The 13,972-nt window shown below is 71.8% G+C and carries 13 protein-coding genes; 9 read left to right on the top strand and 4 right to left on the bottom strand.

From position 1 onward, the window contains the following. Positions 1-60: 60 nt before the first annotated feature. On the top strand, positions 61-1,401 hold the full coding sequence (locus FB047_RS09535; RefSeq protein ID WP_136586968.1) for a hemolysin family protein: 1,341 nt from the start codon (positions 61-63) through the stop codon (positions 1,399-1,401). Further along, positions 1,401-2,456 (top strand): hemolysin family protein, encoded by a 1,056-nt coding sequence (locus FB047_RS09530; RefSeq protein ID WP_136586967.1) that lies wholly within the window; start codon positions 1,401-1,403, stop codon positions 2,454-2,456. Before FB047_RS09535 ends, FB047_RS09530 begins: the two co-directional genes overlap by 1 nt. 220 nt (positions 2,457-2,676) lie before the next feature. Here FB047_RS09530 and FB047_RS09525 read toward each other — a convergent pair whose 3' ends face one another. After that, positions 2,677-3,735 (bottom strand): NADH:flavin oxidoreductase/NADH oxidase, encoded by a 1,059-nt coding sequence (locus FB047_RS09525; RefSeq protein WP_136586966.1) that lies wholly within the window; start codon positions 3,733-3,735, stop codon positions 2,677-2,679. A 28-nt stretch (positions 3,736-3,763) separates the two neighbouring features. Between FB047_RS09525 and FB047_RS09520 the strand changes: the two genes are divergently transcribed. The 3 genes from FB047_RS09520 to FB047_RS09510 all read left to right on the top strand — a co-directional run bounded on the left by FB047_RS09520 (position 3,764) and on the right by FB047_RS09510 (position 6,435). Continuing rightward, positions 3,764-4,612 carry an ADP-dependent NAD(P)H-hydrate dehydratase gene (locus tag FB047_RS09520; protein WP_136586965.1) on the top strand — a complete coding sequence of 283 codons (849 nt, stop codon included), beginning with the start codon at positions 3,764-3,766 and terminating at the stop codon, positions 4,610-4,612. A gap of 75 nt (positions 4,613-4,687) precedes the next feature. After that, on the top strand, positions 4,688-5,995 hold the full coding sequence (locus FB047_RS09515; protein ID WP_136586964.1) for a glycosyltransferase family 87 protein: 1,308 nt from the start codon (positions 4,688-4,690) through the stop codon (positions 5,993-5,995). A gap of 104 nt (positions 5,996-6,099) precedes the next feature. After that, entirely contained in the window at positions 6,100-6,435 is a 336-nt protein-coding gene (locus FB047_RS09510) for a thiamine-binding protein (protein ID WP_136586963.1), read from the top strand. Positions 6,436-6,442: 7 nt separating this feature from the next. Here FB047_RS09510 and FB047_RS09505 read toward each other — a convergent pair whose 3' ends face one another. Then, positions 6,443-6,781 (bottom strand): hypothetical protein, encoded by a 339-nt coding sequence (locus FB047_RS09505; RefSeq protein ID WP_136586962.1) that lies wholly within the window; start codon positions 6,779-6,781, stop codon positions 6,443-6,445. Between the two features lie 242 nt (positions 6,782-7,023). On the opposite strand from FB047_RS09505, the gene FB047_RS09500 reads away from it, so the two are divergent. Continuing rightward, positions 7,024-8,271, top strand: coding sequence for an MFS transporter (locus tag FB047_RS09500; RefSeq protein WP_136587202.1), 1,248 nt, complete (start codon positions 7,024-7,026; stop codon positions 8,269-8,271). A gap of 205 nt (positions 8,272-8,476) precedes the next feature. Here FB047_RS09500 and metX read toward each other — a convergent pair whose 3' ends face one another. After that, entirely contained in the window at positions 8,477-9,682 is a 1,206-nt protein-coding gene (gene metX / locus FB047_RS09495) for a homoserine O-acetyltransferase MetX (RefSeq protein WP_136586961.1), read from the bottom strand. Between the two features lie 116 nt (positions 9,683-9,798). Here metX and FB047_RS09490 point away from each other — a divergent pair, with 116 nt between their 5' ends. Continuing rightward, positions 9,799-10,497, top strand: a complete 699-nt coding sequence (locus FB047_RS09490) for an SDR family NAD(P)-dependent oxidoreductase (protein WP_136586960.1) — start codon at positions 9,799-9,801, stop codon at positions 10,495-10,497. A 123-nt stretch (positions 10,498-10,620) separates the two neighbouring features. Here FB047_RS09490 and FB047_RS09485 read toward each other — a convergent pair whose 3' ends face one another. Next, on the bottom strand, positions 10,621-11,943 hold the full coding sequence (locus FB047_RS09485; RefSeq protein ID WP_136586959.1) for a bifunctional o-acetylhomoserine/o-acetylserine sulfhydrylase: 1,323 nt from the start codon (positions 11,941-11,943) through the stop codon (positions 10,621-10,623). Between the two features lie 113 nt (positions 11,944-12,056). Between FB047_RS09485 and FB047_RS09480 the strand changes: the two genes are divergently transcribed. Continuing rightward, entirely contained in the window at positions 12,057-12,827 is a 771-nt protein-coding gene (locus FB047_RS09480; RefSeq protein ID WP_136586958.1) for an SDR family oxidoreductase, read from the top strand. 28 nt (positions 12,828-12,855) lie between these two features. Further along, the gene (locus FB047_RS09475; RefSeq protein ID WP_136586957.1) at positions 12,856-13,941 is read left to right on the top strand and encodes a hypothetical protein; all 1,086 of its coding nucleotides are present in this window, start codon (positions 12,856-12,858) and stop codon (positions 13,939-13,941) included. Positions 13,942-13,972: the final 31 nt, after the last annotated feature.

The following is a 13,972-nucleotide window of genomic DNA, read 5'->3' as shown; positions in this document are numbered from 1 at the left end:
TTGTAGACCCAGGCCCCGACGACCCTCTCCCGCCGCGCATCCGAGCGGGGGTGATGCCTGATGGATTACGTCATGCTGGCCGTGGGGCTGCTGCTCACCGTGGGAACCGGACTCTTCGTCGCGAGCGAGTTCGCCCTCGTCAATCTCGACCGCGCCGACCTCGAGGCGCGCCGCGCCGCCGGGGAGACCCGGCTCTCGCTCACGATCGACGCCCTGCGCATCACCTCGACGCACCTGTCGAGTGCGCAGCTCGGCATCACGCTGACCACTCTCCTCACCGGTTACACGATGGAGCCGGCGATCTCGAACCTGCTCCGCCCCGCCTTCGAGGCGTGGGGAGTGCCCGAGGCGCTCACCGTGGGCCTCGCCGCGGTGATCGGCGTCGGGTTCGCGACCGTGCTGTCAATGATCCTGGGTGAGCTCGTGCCGAAGAACTTCGCCCTCGCGATCCCGCGGCAGACGGCCAAGCTCGTCATCCCCTTCCAGGTCGCGTTCACCGCGGTCTTCAAGCCCGCGATCCTCGTGCTCAACGGCAGCGCGAACGGAGTGCTGCGCGCCCTCGGCGTCGAACCCAAGGAGGAGCTGTCCGGGGCCCGCTCGGCGGAGGAGCTGTCGAGCCTCGTCAAGCGCTCGGCCAGCGCGGGCATGCTCGAGAAGGACACCGCGTCGCTGCTGGATCGGAGCCTCACCTTCTCGCGCCTGAGCGCCGCCGACGTCATGACCCCGCGCCCGAGCGTGCACGCGCTCGCCGCCGGAGATCCCGCGGACGACGTCGTGCAGCTCGCGCGGCGCACCGGCCACAGCCGGTTCCCGGTCTACGGCGAGTCGATGGACGACATCGTCGGCGTGGTGCACCTCAAGGCCGCGATCGGCGTCCCGCGCGACCGCCGCGGCGACGTCCCGGTCGCCGCCCTCTCCACCGAGCCCCTGCGCGTACCCGAGACCGTGCACCTCGACACCCTCGTGTCGGAGCTGCGCTCGCGCGGCTACCAGATGGCGATCGTGGTCGACGAGTACGGAGGGACGGCCGGGGTCGTCACCCTCGAAGACCTGGTCGAGGAGATCGTCGGCGAAGTGCTCGACGAGCACGACCGCTCGCGGGCGGGCGTGGTCCGCTCGGCCGCGTCGGTCACGTTCCCCGGCGACCTGCGCCCCGACGAGGTGCTCGATCGTGCCGGAGTGAGGGTTCCCGAGGGCGAGGTCTACGACACCGTGGGCGGATACATCATGGCCGCCCTCGAGCGCATCCCCGTCGTCGGCGACACCGTCGAGATCGACGACGGCGTGCTCGCGGTGCAGCGCATGGACGGCCGGCGCGTCGACCGGGTGCAGTTCACCCCGAAACCCGAGGAGCAGGACGTCGACGACCTCGTGCGCGCGGCGAAGGGCGGTGATCAGTGATGAGCGACTGGGCTGGAATCGCGTGGCTGGTCGTCCTGCTGGCCGCCAACGCCTTCTTCGTCGGCGCGGAATTCGCCGTCATCTCGGCGCGGCGGTCGCAGATCGAACCGCACGCCGACCGCGGATCGCGCGCGGCCAAGACCGCGCTGTACGCGATGGAGCACGCCACGATGATGCTGGCGACGTGCCAGCTCGGCATCACGATCTGCTCGCTGCTGATCCTGAACGTGTCCGAACCGGCGATCCACCACCTGCTCGAGGGGCCTCTCGGTCTCACGGGACTTCCCGAGGCGGCGGTCGGCGTGATCGGGTTCGTCGTCGCCCTGCTGCTGGTGTCGTACCTGCACGTCGTGTTCGGCGAGATGGTTCCGAAGAACCTGGCGTTCTCTCTGCCCGACCGGGCCGTGCTCATGCTCGCCCCGCCGCTGGTGGCGGTATCGAAGGCGTTCCACCCGATCATCGTGGCCCTGAACTGGACCGCGAACCACGTGCTGCGGCTGTTCCGCGTGGAGCCGAAGGACGAGGCCGCCTCGACCTACACGCTCGACGAGGTCGCCACGATCGTGACGCAGTCGCGGCGCGAGGGGGTGCTCGACGACGCGTCCGGAACGGTCACCGCGGTGGTGGAGTTCACCGAGAAGAAGGCCGCCGACATCGCCGTGCCGATGTCGGAGCTCGTGACGCTGCCCGAGACGACCACCCCGGCCGAGATCGAGCGGGCCGTCGCCCAGCACGGGTACTCGCGCTACGTGATCGTCGACGCGGAGGGCACCCCGACCGGGTACGTGCACCTGAAGGACGTGCTGCGCGCGGCGGAGGGGTCGGATGCCGACATGGCCCGCCCCATCCCGGGCAAGCGCGTTCACCACATGGTGTCGGTGCTCGAGACCACCGATCTCGAGGACGCGCTGGCGCTCATGCGCCGCTCGGGCCGCCACCTCGCGCAGGTGCGCGATCAGGACGGCGACGTGCGCGCGGTGCTGTTTCTCGAGGACGTCATCGAAGAACTCGTCGGCGAGGTGCAGGACGCCACCGAGCGTCGACGTTTCGTCTGACGCCGCCGCAGAAGAACGCCGGATGCCGCGGGCCCTGGGCCCCGCGGCATCCGGTGTTCTCGTTCTCGCCGTCGACGGTCGGCGAGATCACCCGATCGGCGCGAGATCACCCGTTCCGCGCCGCTCCGTCCGTGTGACCTCGCGCCGATCGGGTGATCTCACGGCCGGGTGGGGCGTCGCCGGGCGAGCGGGGCGTCGCGGAGCGCCGCCGGGGCGCGGGTCAGTACGCCCGCAGGTACTGCGCGGGGGCGGGGGAGTCGGCGCCCAGCTGCGCGGCGGCGCGCAGGGCGTAGTGCGGGTCGCGCAGCCACTCCCGGGCCGACATGACGGCATCGGCCCGACCGTCGGCGACGACGTTCTCGGCGAGCGCGGGCTCGTCGATCATCCCGACGGCGCTCACGAGCAGTCCCGTCTCCCGGCGCACGGTGTCCGCGTACGCGACCTGATAGCCCGGACCGGGCACGATGTGCTGCTGCGGAACCAGTCCGCCGCTCGACAGGTCGATCAGGTCGGCGCCGGCCGCGGCGACGAGGCGCGACGCGGCGACGGTCTCGTCGACGCTCCACCCGCCCTCGGCCGCGTCGGTCGCGGAGAAGCGCACGAACACCGCCGCCGCGGGAGCGGCGTCGCGCACGGCCCGCGTCACTCGCACGAGCAGGCGCACGCGGTTCTCGAACGAGCCGCCGTACTCGTCGTCGCGATGGTTGGTCAGGGGCGAGAGGAACTGGTGCAGCAGGTAGCCGTGGGCCGCGTGCAGCTCGAGCACCTGGAATCCGGCGTCGACGGCCCGACGGGCGGCATCCGCGAAATCGGCGACGACCTTCTCGATGCCCGCCGCGTCGAGGGCGACGGGCTCGGCGAAGTCGGCGTAGGCGAGGGCCGAGGGGGCGACGGTGCTCCAGCCGCCGTCGGCGGGGGCGACCGTGCCGCGCGAGCCGGCGAACGGGGCCGACGTCGACGCCTTGCGGCCGGCGTGGCCGAGCTGCACGCCCGCGACGGCGCCGCGGGCGCGGATGGCGGCGACGATGGGCCGCCACGCCTCGGCCTGGGCGTCGGTCCAGATACCGGCATCCTGCGGGGAGATGCGCCCCTCGGGTGAGACGGCGGTGGCCTCGGCGATCACCAGCCCCGCTCCTCCCGCCGCGAACTGGGCGAGGTGGACGTGATGCCAGTCGTTCACCACGCCGTCCACGGCGCTGTACTGGCACATCGGCGAGACCCACAGGCGGTTGCGGATCGCGATATCGCGGATGGACAGGGGAGAGAAGAGGGCGCTCATGGGGACCTTCGCGTTCTAGGGTGACGCCATGACGGCGACGGACTGGGGCGCACAGGATGCCGCCCGCGTACTGCGAAGGCCAACGGCGGACGACGACAAGTATTCCCGGGGCGTCATCGGCGTGCGCACCGGGTCGGCCCGCTACCCCGGCGCGGCGGTGCTCGGGGTCGAGGCGGCTTGGCGCACCGGGACCGGGATGGTGCGCTACCTCGGACCCGCCCGGGCGCAGGACCTCGTGCTGCAGCGCCGGCCCGAGACGGTCACCGCCGACGGTCGCGTGCAGGCATGGCTGGTGGGATCGGGGACGGATGCCGCCGAGCGCGACGCCGCCGAGACCGCCGCGCTGCGCGGCATCCTGAGCGGCGATCTGCCCGTCGTCGTCGACGCGGGCGCCCTCGACCTGGTCGCCGGGGCGACCGCTCCCGTGATCGTGACGCCGCACGCGCGCGAGCTCGACCGCTTGCGCGCGGTGCTCGGGCTGCCGGAGGCCGCGGTCGATGATCGCGAGCGCATCGCCCGCGAGACGGCGGACGCCTTCGGCGGAGTGGTGCTGTCCAAGGGCGCGGTGACCGTCGTGGCGGCCGCGGGAGGGTGGGTCCGCCGGGTGTCGGCGGGGACCCCGTGGCTCGCGACCGCGGGCACGGGCGACGTGCTGGGCGGCGTGCTCGGCGCCCTCGCGGCCGGCGCGGTCGCGGCGGGACGCACCGGGATCGACGATCTGGCCGCGTGCGCCGCGACCGCGGCCTGGGTGCACGGACGCGCGGGGGCGGTGGCCTCTCTCGCGGCGGGCGGCGCGGGCGGTCCGATCACCGCGCTCGACGTCGCGGAGGCCGTTCCGCGCGTGATCGCGGAGCTGCCGACGGACTCGATCGCATAACGGTTGACCGGTCCGTCCCGGGCGGGCGGGGGAGCGCGTCCGGGGCCGACGGGGCGGCCCGCTTAGGATCGGGGGGTGTTGAGGCGTGTCGTTCCCCTGTTGATCGCGTTCGTCGCCGTGCACGTCGTGGTGGGGGTCCTCGGCTACCAGCAGCCGAACGAGCCCATGGGCGACGTGTATCTGGTGTACGAACCGTGGTCGCGCTGCGCGCTCTTCGGCGGCATCGACGTGACCTCGTGCACGCGCAGCGACACCTGGCAGTGGCCCGGGATCACCGAGAAGTGGATCTACCCGCAGCTGGCGTTCCTGCCCATGACCTTCGCCTGGCTGTTCGCCTGGGCCGTCGGATACACGCCGGCGTGGGCCATCACCGTCGCCCTCTTCAACCTGATCGCCTTCGTCGTGCTCGTGGGCTCCGGACGTTCGCGCGGCCGCGTCATCGCCGCCTGGTTCTGGCTCGCCGCGATCCTGCTCATCGGTCCGGTGGGGATCTACCGCATCGACGGCATCACCGTGCCGTTCGCAATCCTCGGCGGCATCTGGATGCTGCGGCGCCCGTTCCTGGCATCCGTCCTGCTGTCGGTGTCGGTGTGGATGAAGGTGTGGCCTGCGGCGATCCTCGCGGCCGGGCTCGTGGCGGTGCGTCGCCGTCTCGCCCTCGTCTGGGGAGCGGTGGCCGTCTCGCTCGCGACCATCATCCCGGTGGTCGCCCTGGGCGGAGCGCCCTTCGTCTTCGGGTTCGTCGGCGACCAGACCTCGCGCGGCATCCAGATGGAGGCGCCGGTCGGGGGCCTGTACATGTTCCTGGCGGCGTTCTACGTACCCGGCAGCGAGGTCTACTACGACGGCGACGTGCTGACCTTCCAGGTCACGGGACCGGGAGCGGATGCGGTCATCGCCGCCATGACGCCGATCATGCTCCTGACGATGGTCGGCGTGGCTGCCGTCGGCGTGTGGAAGCTCCGGCACGGCGCGACGTTCCTCTCGCTCTTCCCCCCGCTGTCGCTCGCCCTGGTCACGGCGTTCATCGCGCTGAACAAAGTGGGCTCGCCGCAGTACTACGTGTGGCTGTTCGCCCCGGTCGTGCTCGGCCTGCTGCTCGACCGGCGTCGCTGGTACGGCTTCGCCGCCCTCACGCTGGTCATCGCCGCTCTGACGCAGTGGATGTACCCGCTGCTGTACGACGGGCTCATGGCCACGCACCCGAACCCCTTCCCGGTCGTCGTGCTCGAGGTGCGCAACGTCCTCGGTCTGGTGCTGCTGGTGTGGGCGATCGTGCGGGTCGTGCGGGCGCCCGTCGGCCGGGTGCGCCCGCCCGCGGGCCTGCGCGAGATCGTCACGGGGCGTCGGCCCGCCCCGCCGCGGGTGCCCTCGACGCACTGACCTGGGCGCATTGACCTCGACGCGCTGTCCTCGGGGGGCGCCGGTTCGTGCGGCGCGGGCGTCGCCCCGCCCCGCCGCGGGCTGCCGCGCCGTAGTCTCGAGGCATGCTCATCGCCTTCTCCGTCGCCCCCTCCGGCGTCGGCACCGCCGCGGCCGAGAACCCCGACGCGTCGGTGCACGACGCCGTGGCCGCGGCGGTCGCCGTCGTCCGCGCGTCCGGCCTGCCGCACCGCACGACCTCGATGTTCACCGAGGTCGAGGGGGAGTGGGACGAGGTGTTCGCCGTCGTCAAAGCGGCGACGGATGCCGTGATGCCCTACGGATCGCGCGTCTCGCTGGTGCTGAAGGCCGACATCCGTCCCGGGCGCACGGGAGAGATCGACGGCAAGGTCGAGCGGCTCGAGCAGGCGCTGGAGCGTCGAGAGGACCGCATCGACTGAGGTCGGATCAGATCGCGGGCGGGTCGGTCCAGACACGCTTGGTGAGGGCGGAGACGTCGGCGTCGATGCGTGCGAGGTCGCCACGCAGACGGCTCTCGACGCTGTCGATCTTGGCGTTGAGTCCGGCTTCGACGCTGTCGATCTTGGCGTTGAGCTCCAAGCGCGTGACGCGACTCTCGGCCATCGTCTCTGCACGCAGGGAGTCGATGCGCGCCTCCAGACGATCGGTGTTCGCGGTGATCACCTTCGTGAGCGAGCCCATGATGAGGTTCGTGCTGAAGGTAATGCCGCCCAGGACGGCGGCGGCGAACGTCCCGATCAGGACCCAGACCTGGGGTTCGGTCATCTCCGGCATCCTTTCATTGTGCGGGGCAGGGTTCGAGAGTGCCACGGGGGGAGCGGGTGAAATCCGTGGATCGGCGTGACGGGGGAGGAGCCCGCCGATCGACCGCCTGGGGAGGAGGAGTGAGCTCGAGAGCGAATCGCGTGAAGGACTGCGGCGTCGTCGTCTCGAAACGATTCGACCGGGCGCGGCAACCCGGCTAGCATCGACGGGTGACCTCTTCGACTCCCTCGAGAGGTGCGGCGATGCGGGCGCTCCTTTCTCTCGCCATCGGCAGCTTCGGCATCGGCATGACCGAGTTCGTCGTGATGGGCCTGCTGCCCAACATCGCCCGCGAACTCGTGCCCGGTGTCTGGGCGTCGTCCCCGGACGACGCCCTCGCGCAGGCCGGATGGCTCATCTCGCTCTACGCCCTCGGCGTGGTCGTGGGTGCGCCCACCATCGCCGGATCGGTCGCGCGCTTCCCGCGGCACCGCGTGATGATCGTCCTGGCGGCGGCGCTGGCGTTCTTCACGCTGCTGACGGTCATCGCCCCGACGTTCGAGCTGGTCGCGGCATCCCGTTTCCTCGCCGGTCTTCCGCATGGCGCGTACTTCGGCATCGGCGCGCTGGTGGCGGCGGATGCGCTCGGACCCGGCAATCGCGCGAAGGGCGTCGCCTTCGTGCTCACGGGGCTCACGATCGCCAACGTCGTCGGAGTGCCGCTGGGCACGCTCCTCGGCCAGCAGGTCGGCTGGCGAGCGGCGTTCGCCGTGGTGACCGCGATCTTCGCGCTCGCGGCCGTCTGCATCGCCCTGTTCGTGCCGTCGCATTCGGGCTCTCCCGGACGGCGTCTGCGCGACGAGCTGCGCGTGTTCCGGATCGGTCAGGTCTGGTTCGCGCTGGGTATCGGCGCGGTCGGCTTCGGCGGATTCTTCGCGATGTACAGCTACATCGCCCCCATGATCACCGACGTCGCGGGTCAGCCCGAGTGGGCGGTCTCGCTCGTGCTGGTGACGGTGGGGGTGGGGATGACGGTCGGCAACATCGTCGGCGGCGCCCTCGCCGACATAGACCTGCGCTTCTGGCTGTACGTCGGGCTCGTGGCTCTGGGGGTGGCATCCGTCGGTCTTGCCCTCACCGCCGCGTGGATCGTGAGTCTGGTGCTCTTCGCCTTCCTCGTGGCGTTCTGCGGAGCGGCGCTGAGCCCCGCGATCCAGACGCGCCTGATGGACGTGGCCGAAGACAATCAGTCCATCGCCGCGGCCCTGAACCACTCGGCGCTGAACATCGGCAACAGCCTCGGCGCCTTCCTCGGCGGCCTGGCGATCGCGGCCGGTCTCGGACTCGTCGCCCCGGCGTGGGTCGGTGCGCTGCTCGCCCTCGGCGGGCTCGCGGTGGCGATCGCGTCGTACCGGGTCGAGGACCGTTCCGGTCGGCACCCCGCGCACCGGATGCCGGCAGCCGAGGCCGCGCAGACGGCGATCACCGGTTCGATCCCGACGCAGCGCTGAGCCCCGCCCCGCGCGCTGCGCCCCGCGCCCGCGCGCGAGTGTCGATCGTCCAGGACACCCGGACCCGATCGCACCGGCTCCGGGTGTCCTGGACGCGCGGCGCCCCTCGGCGCGCCATGACAGGTTCCGAACGCGGGACGGCGCGGCCCCGACCGGAAGGGCGCCCACGCGGGACGGATGCCGCGGGCGCGGCATCCGGAATCCCTCAGGTCGCGAAGAGGCGGCGCAGGTGCGTGGCGACGGCGGCGGTCTCGATGAGGAAGCCGTCGTGGCCGAAGTCGCTCGCGAGCACGACCGACTGGTCGCCGTCGAGCGTGTTCGGGATGCCGCGGGCGATGCGGTGCTGCCCGTCGATGGGGAAGAGGCGGTCGCTGTCGATGCCCAGCACGAGGGTCGTCGCGCTGACCCGGCCCAGGGCGTCCTCGACGCCGTCGCGGTCGCGCCCGACGTCGTGCGAGTTCATGGCCTCGACGAGGGTCAGGTAGCTGTTGGCGTCGAAGCGGCGCGTGAACTTGTTGCCGTGGAAGTCGAGGTACGACTCCACCGCGAACCGGCCGCCGCGGCCCAGCGGGCTCACCCCGGACTGCCACGACCGTTGGAAGCGCGAGTTCAACTCGGTCGGACTGCGGTAGTTCAGCAGCGCCATGCGGCGCGCGAGGGCGAGACCGCGGTGGGGGCCGTCACCGTCGCCCGCGTCGTAGTACTCGCCGCCGGCGAAGCGCGGATCCATGCGGACGGTGTCGAGCTGCACGGAGTTCAGCGCGATCTGGTCGGCGGTCGTGATCGGCGGGGCCGACAGGATCGCCGCCCGGGCGACGCGGTCGGGATGACCGACGGCCCACTCGAGGGCGTGCATCCCGCCCATCGAGCCGCCGACGACCGCGAACCAGCGCTCGATCCCGAGGGTGTCGGCGAGCGCCGCCTGCGCGGACACCTGATCGCGGATGGTGAGATACGGGAAGCGTGCGGCCCACTCGTACCCGTCGGGGGCGATGCTGGCCGGTCCGGTCGAGCCCTGGCATCCGCCCAGCATGTTCGGGGCGACGACGAACCACCGGTCGGTGTCGATCGCGGCCCCGGGTCCCACCAGATCGCTCCACCAGCCGGCCGTGGCGTGACCGGGCCCGGCGGCGCCGCGCACGTGGCTGTCGCCGGTGAGGGCGTGCAGGATCAGCACCGCGTTGTCGCGCGTGGGGGAGAGTTCGCCCCACGTCTCGTAGGCGAGGCGCACGTGGGGGAGCGACGCCCCGTTCTCGGTCGTGAACGCGCCGAACGTGGCGAACCGGCGGTCGCCGATCGGGTCGCCGTCGCGCCACGCGCCCGTCGCCGGGGGGCGACCGAGCAGAGACCGCGCGTCGGCCTCCGTCACCGGCGCCGAGGGCACGGTGTCTTCGGAGATCTGCCAGTCCATGGCATCCATTCTCTCCGGTGGCCGCGGTCGGCAACGGTCTGTTACGCGTCGGGACGACTCGGATGCCGCTTGTCCAGCCCCCGCTGACTCCCGGGTGGGGTCGTCATGATCCCGGCATGGCGACCTTCCTTCTCATCGCCGCCTCGAGCGACATCGGCCAGGCGACGGCGACACGACTGCGCGACGCGGGACACCGCGTCGTCACCACCGCGCGGGACTCCTCGCGCATCGACCCCGACCACATCCTCGACGCCACCGACTTCGACGCGGTCGATCGCGTCGTCGGTGAAGCCGGTCCGCTCGACGGGATCGCGGTGTTCGCGGGCTCGATGCTGCTCAAGCCCGCGCACCTGACCTCGCGCGAGCAGTACGACGGGCTCATCGCCGCCTCGCTGACCACGGCGTTCGCGGCGGTGCGCGCCGCCGGCGCCCACATGCGCGACGGGGGAGCGGTGGTGCTGGTGTCGTCGGCGGCGGCCCTCGCGGGCCTGCCCAACCACGACGGCATCGCGGCGGCCAAGGCCGGGGTGATCGGCCTGACCCTCTCGGCGGCGGCGAGCTACGCCGCGCACGGCCTGCGCGTGAACGCGGTGGCGCCGGGGCTCGTGCAGACGCGTCTCACCGAGAAGCTCACCTCGAGCGACATGTCGCGCAAGGTGTCGGAGGCGATGCACCCGCTCGGACGGCTCGGCGAGCCCGACGATGTCGCCCGGGCCGTGGAGTTCCTGCTCGCGCCCGAGAACGCGTGGATGACGGGCCAGGTACTGGGCGTCGACGGGGGACTGGGGAGCCTCCGTCCGCGGCAGAAGATCTGACCGCCTCCCGCGCGACTCGCCGGGAGTCGTCGCTTCCGGGGGGCCCGAGGCGACGAATCCTGGCGACGCGCACGGACGCCCCGCGCCGGAGGAACCGGGGCGGGGCGTCCGTGCGCGCGCGGGTCAGGCGCGCGCGGCCTCCGACAGGCGGCGCGCGGCGGCGAGGGCCTGGTCGAGATCGGCCTTGAGGTCGTCGATGTTCTCGAGACCGACCGACAGGCGCACCAGACCGGGGGTCACGCCCGCGGTCAACTGCTGCTCCGGCGTGAGCTGCGAGTGCGTGGTGGATGCCGGGTGGATGACGAGCGAGCGCACGTCGCCGATGTTGGCCAGGTGGCTGAACAGGTCGAGCGCGTTGACGAACTCGCGGCCCGCTTCGACGCCGCCCTTGAGCTCGAACGACAGCACCGCTCCCACGCCCTTCGGGGCGTAGTTGTTGGCCGCGGCGTACCAGGGCGAGGTCGGAAGGCCCGAGTAGTTGACGCTCGCGACGTCGGGATGCGCCTCGAGCCACTCCGCGATCTCCTGTGCATTCTGCACGTGGCGCTCGACGCGCAGCGACAGGGTCTCGATGCCCTGGATGAGCTGCCACGCGCTCTGCGGCGAGATCGAGGCACCGAGGTCGCGCAGCAGCTGCACGCGCGCCTTGATGATGTAGGCCAGGCCGTCGCCGACCGCCTGGGTGTAGACGGCGCCGTGGTACGAGGGGTCGGGCGTGGTCAGGCCGGGGAAGCGCTCGGAGTGCTCCGACCAGGCGAAGGTGCCGCCGTCGACGATGACGCCGCCGATGGTGGTGCCGTGACCGCCGAGGAACTTCGTGGCCGAGTGCACGATGATGTCGGCGCCGTGCTCGAAGGGACGGATGAGGTACGGCGTCGCGATCGTGTTGTCGACGATCAGCGGGACGCCCGCCTCGTGCGCGACGTCGGAGACGGAGCGGATGTCGAGCACGTTGATCTTGGGGTTGCCGATGGTCTCGGCGAAGAACAGCTTGGTGTTCGGGCGCACCGCCGCGCGCCACTCCTCGGGGTCGTCCTGGTTCTCGACGAACGTCGTCTCGATGCCGAGCTTGGCGAGGGTGTACTTGAAGAGGTTGTAGGTGCCGCCGTAGATCGAGCTCGACGACACGATGTGGTCGCCGGCCTGGGCGATGTTGAGCACCGCGAACGTCTCGGCCGCCTGGCCGCTGGCGACGAGGAGGGCGCCGGTGCCGCCCTCGAGGCCCGCGACGCGCTGCTCGACGACGTCCTGCGTGGGGTTCTGGATGCGGGTGTAGATGTTGCCGAACTCGGCCAGCGCGAACAGGTTCGCGGCGTGGTCGGCGTTGTCGAAGACGTAGGAGGTCGTCTGGTAGATCGGCGTGGCGCGCGCCTTGGTGACCGGATCGGGCTGCGCGCCCGTGTGGATCTGCTTGGTCTCGAAACGCCAGTTCTCGGGTGCCGACATGGCTGCTCCTCAGGTTCTGGGGGCCGGGCGGTCGCCCGGGCCTGCTGCGAGCGTAGGGACGACCCGCGACGCGGACAACCGGTGCGGACACGGACCGTAATAGCGTGGATGCCATGACGCGACGCGCAGTTGTAACCGGGGCCAGTTCGGGGATCGGAGAGGCGACCGCACGCCTGCTCCGCGCGCGGGGGTGGGACGTCGTGGGCGTCGCGCGTCGCGCCGAGCGTCTCGCGGCCCTCGAGGCCGAGACGGGCGTCGTGGCGCACGCCGCCGACCTCACCGACGCCGACGCCGTGACCGCGCTCGCCGCGTGGCTCGAGAGCACCGGCGGCGTCGACGCCCTCGTGCACGTCGCGGGTGGGGCGCGGGGCAGCGACCGCGTCGAAGACGGCGACCCGGAGGACTGGCGCTGGATGTTCGAGGCGAACGTGCTGTCGGGGCAGCGGCTCGTGGCATCCCTTCTTCCGGCGCTGCGCCGCGCGGCCGACGCCGCGGGGCACGCCGACCTGCTCTTCGTCACCTCGACCGCCGCGCAGACCGCCTACCCGGGCGGTGGGGGCTACAACGCCGCGAAGGCCGGCGAGGCCATGCTCGTGCACGCGCTGCGGCAGGAGCTCAACGGAGAACCGCTGCGCGTCATCGAGGTCGCGCCGGGCATGGTGCGCACCGAGGAGTTCACGCTCAACCGGCTGGGTGGAGACCAGGATGCCGCCGACAAGCTCTACGAGGGGGTCGAGGCGCCGCTCGTCGCCGATGATGTCGCCGACGTCATCGCGTACGCGCTCGATGCGCCCGGGCACGTGAACCTCGATCTGGTCACGATGCGCCCCGTCGCGCAGTCGGCTCAGCATCTGCTGGCCCGGGGACCCCTGCGCACCCGGTGATGACGAGCGCCGAGACGTCGGAGGTGGTATGACGCGCTCCTCGGTCCTCGACGTCCGGGCGCTCCGAGCGCGTCCCCGCCGCGCGGAGCTCCGGGCGTTCTGGGCGCGGTTCCGTGAAGAGCATCCGCGGGTCCGCGATCCGGAGAGGCGAGGGCGACGCATCGTCCTCGCCTTCAACGTGGTCGGCCTGACCGTCGTCGAGCTGGGACTTCTGGTGACCCTCGCGAACGAGGTCGGGCGGGGCCGGGGCGACCAGGTTCCGCCGATCGTCGCGATCGCGTCTCTGATGTTCGTGGTCCTGGTGATGTGCGCATCGCTCCTCTGGCGCAACGAGAGACGGCGTACCCGGCCGCGTACGCACTGGGCACTCGCGCACTTCGCGCAAGACAACGAGCTCGTCTACACCCCGGGCCCGCGCTCGGGCACGATGCGCGCGTGGTGGAGCATCACGGGGCACACCGTCGCCCGCGCGATGACGCGCCGGAACGCCGACGGGCGGACGGTGGAGTGGGCGGACTACGAGATCCGCAACGCCACGCGCAGGTTCACCTACCCGCCGGTCGGAGGGTGGATCGCGATCGGCCTGCGCCGCACTCTCCCGCACATCGTCGTTCGCGCGACCGGACGCGGGACGCGCGCGTTCTCCGTGTCGGCCGTGCCCGATTCGGCGCAGCGTCTCTCGCTCGAGGGCGATTTCGATCAGTATTTCGACCTCTACTGCCCCGAGGGGTACGAGGCCGATGCCCTCTACCTGTTCACCCCCGACGTCATGGCGCGGGCGATCGACGACGCCGGTGGATGGGACATCGAGATCGTCGACGACCTGCTCCTCCTCGTGCACCCGCGTGACGTCGTCACGACGGATCCCGCGCGGTGGGACGAGGTCATGCGCACGGCCGACGCCTTCGTGACGAGGCTCGAGCAGTGGGAGCGATGGCGCGAAGACCAGCTGCGCGACGACCCGGACGGGGGTGCCGCCCGATACGACGCCGCCGAGGTGGCTCCCGGCGGTCGTCGTCTGCGGACGTCGTGGGGACTCGCCGCGTGGGTCTCGTTCGGTGCGGTCGCGGCGGTCTTCGTCGGGCTTCTCGTCGCGGCGATGACCTCCCGCTGAGCGCCGCTACGTCGATCGGCAGCGGGGGCGA

This window comes from Microbacterium hydrothermale (assembly GCF_004854025.1).
Taxonomy (GTDB): Bacteria; Actinomycetota; Actinomycetes; order Actinomycetales; family Microbacteriaceae; genus Microbacterium; species Microbacterium hydrothermale.
Note: the sequence above shows the minus strand (reverse complement) of the source record. Positions and strands in the feature narration are given on the sequence as shown.

Bases quoted from the DNA above. Each gene is read 5' to 3' on its own strand.
- FB047_RS09535 (WP_136586968.1), top strand. From the start codon at position 61: ATGGATTACGTCATGCTGGCCGTGGGGCTGCTGCTCACCGTGGGAACC.
- FB047_RS09530 (WP_136586967.1), top strand. From the start codon at position 1,401: ATGAGCGACTGGGCTGGAATCGCGTGGCTGGTCGTCCTGCTGGCCGCC.
- FB047_RS09525 (WP_136586966.1), bottom strand. From the start codon at position 3,735: ATGAGCGCCCTCTTCTCTCCCCTGTCCATCCGCGATATCGCGATCCGC.
- FB047_RS09520 (WP_136586965.1), top strand. From the start codon at position 3,764: ATGACGGCGACGGACTGGGGCGCACAGGATGCCGCCCGCGTACTGCGA.
- FB047_RS09510 (WP_136586963.1), top strand. From the start codon at position 6,100: ATGCTCATCGCCTTCTCCGTCGCCCCCTCCGGCGTCGGCACCGCCGCG.
- FB047_RS09505 (WP_136586962.1), bottom strand. From the start codon at position 6,781: ATGACCGAACCCCAGGTCTGGGTCCTGATCGGGACGTTCGCCGCCGCC.
- FB047_RS09500 (WP_136587202.1), top strand. From the start codon at position 7,024: ATGCGGGCGCTCCTTTCTCTCGCCATCGGCAGCTTCGGCATCGGCATG.
- metX (WP_136586961.1), bottom strand. From the start codon at position 9,682: ATGGACTGGCAGATCTCCGAAGACACCGTGCCCTCGGCGCCGGTGACG.
- FB047_RS09490 (WP_136586960.1), top strand. From the start codon at position 9,799: ATGGCGACCTTCCTTCTCATCGCCGCCTCGAGCGACATCGGCCAGGCG.
- FB047_RS09485 (WP_136586959.1), bottom strand. From the start codon at position 11,943: ATGTCGGCACCCGAGAACTGGCGTTTCGAGACCAAGCAGATCCACACG.
- FB047_RS09480 (WP_136586958.1), top strand. From the start codon at position 12,057: ATGACGCGACGCGCAGTTGTAACCGGGGCCAGTTCGGGGATCGGAGAG.
- FB047_RS09475 (WP_136586957.1), top strand. From the start codon at position 12,856: ATGACGCGCTCCTCGGTCCTCGACGTCCGGGCGCTCCGAGCGCGTCCC.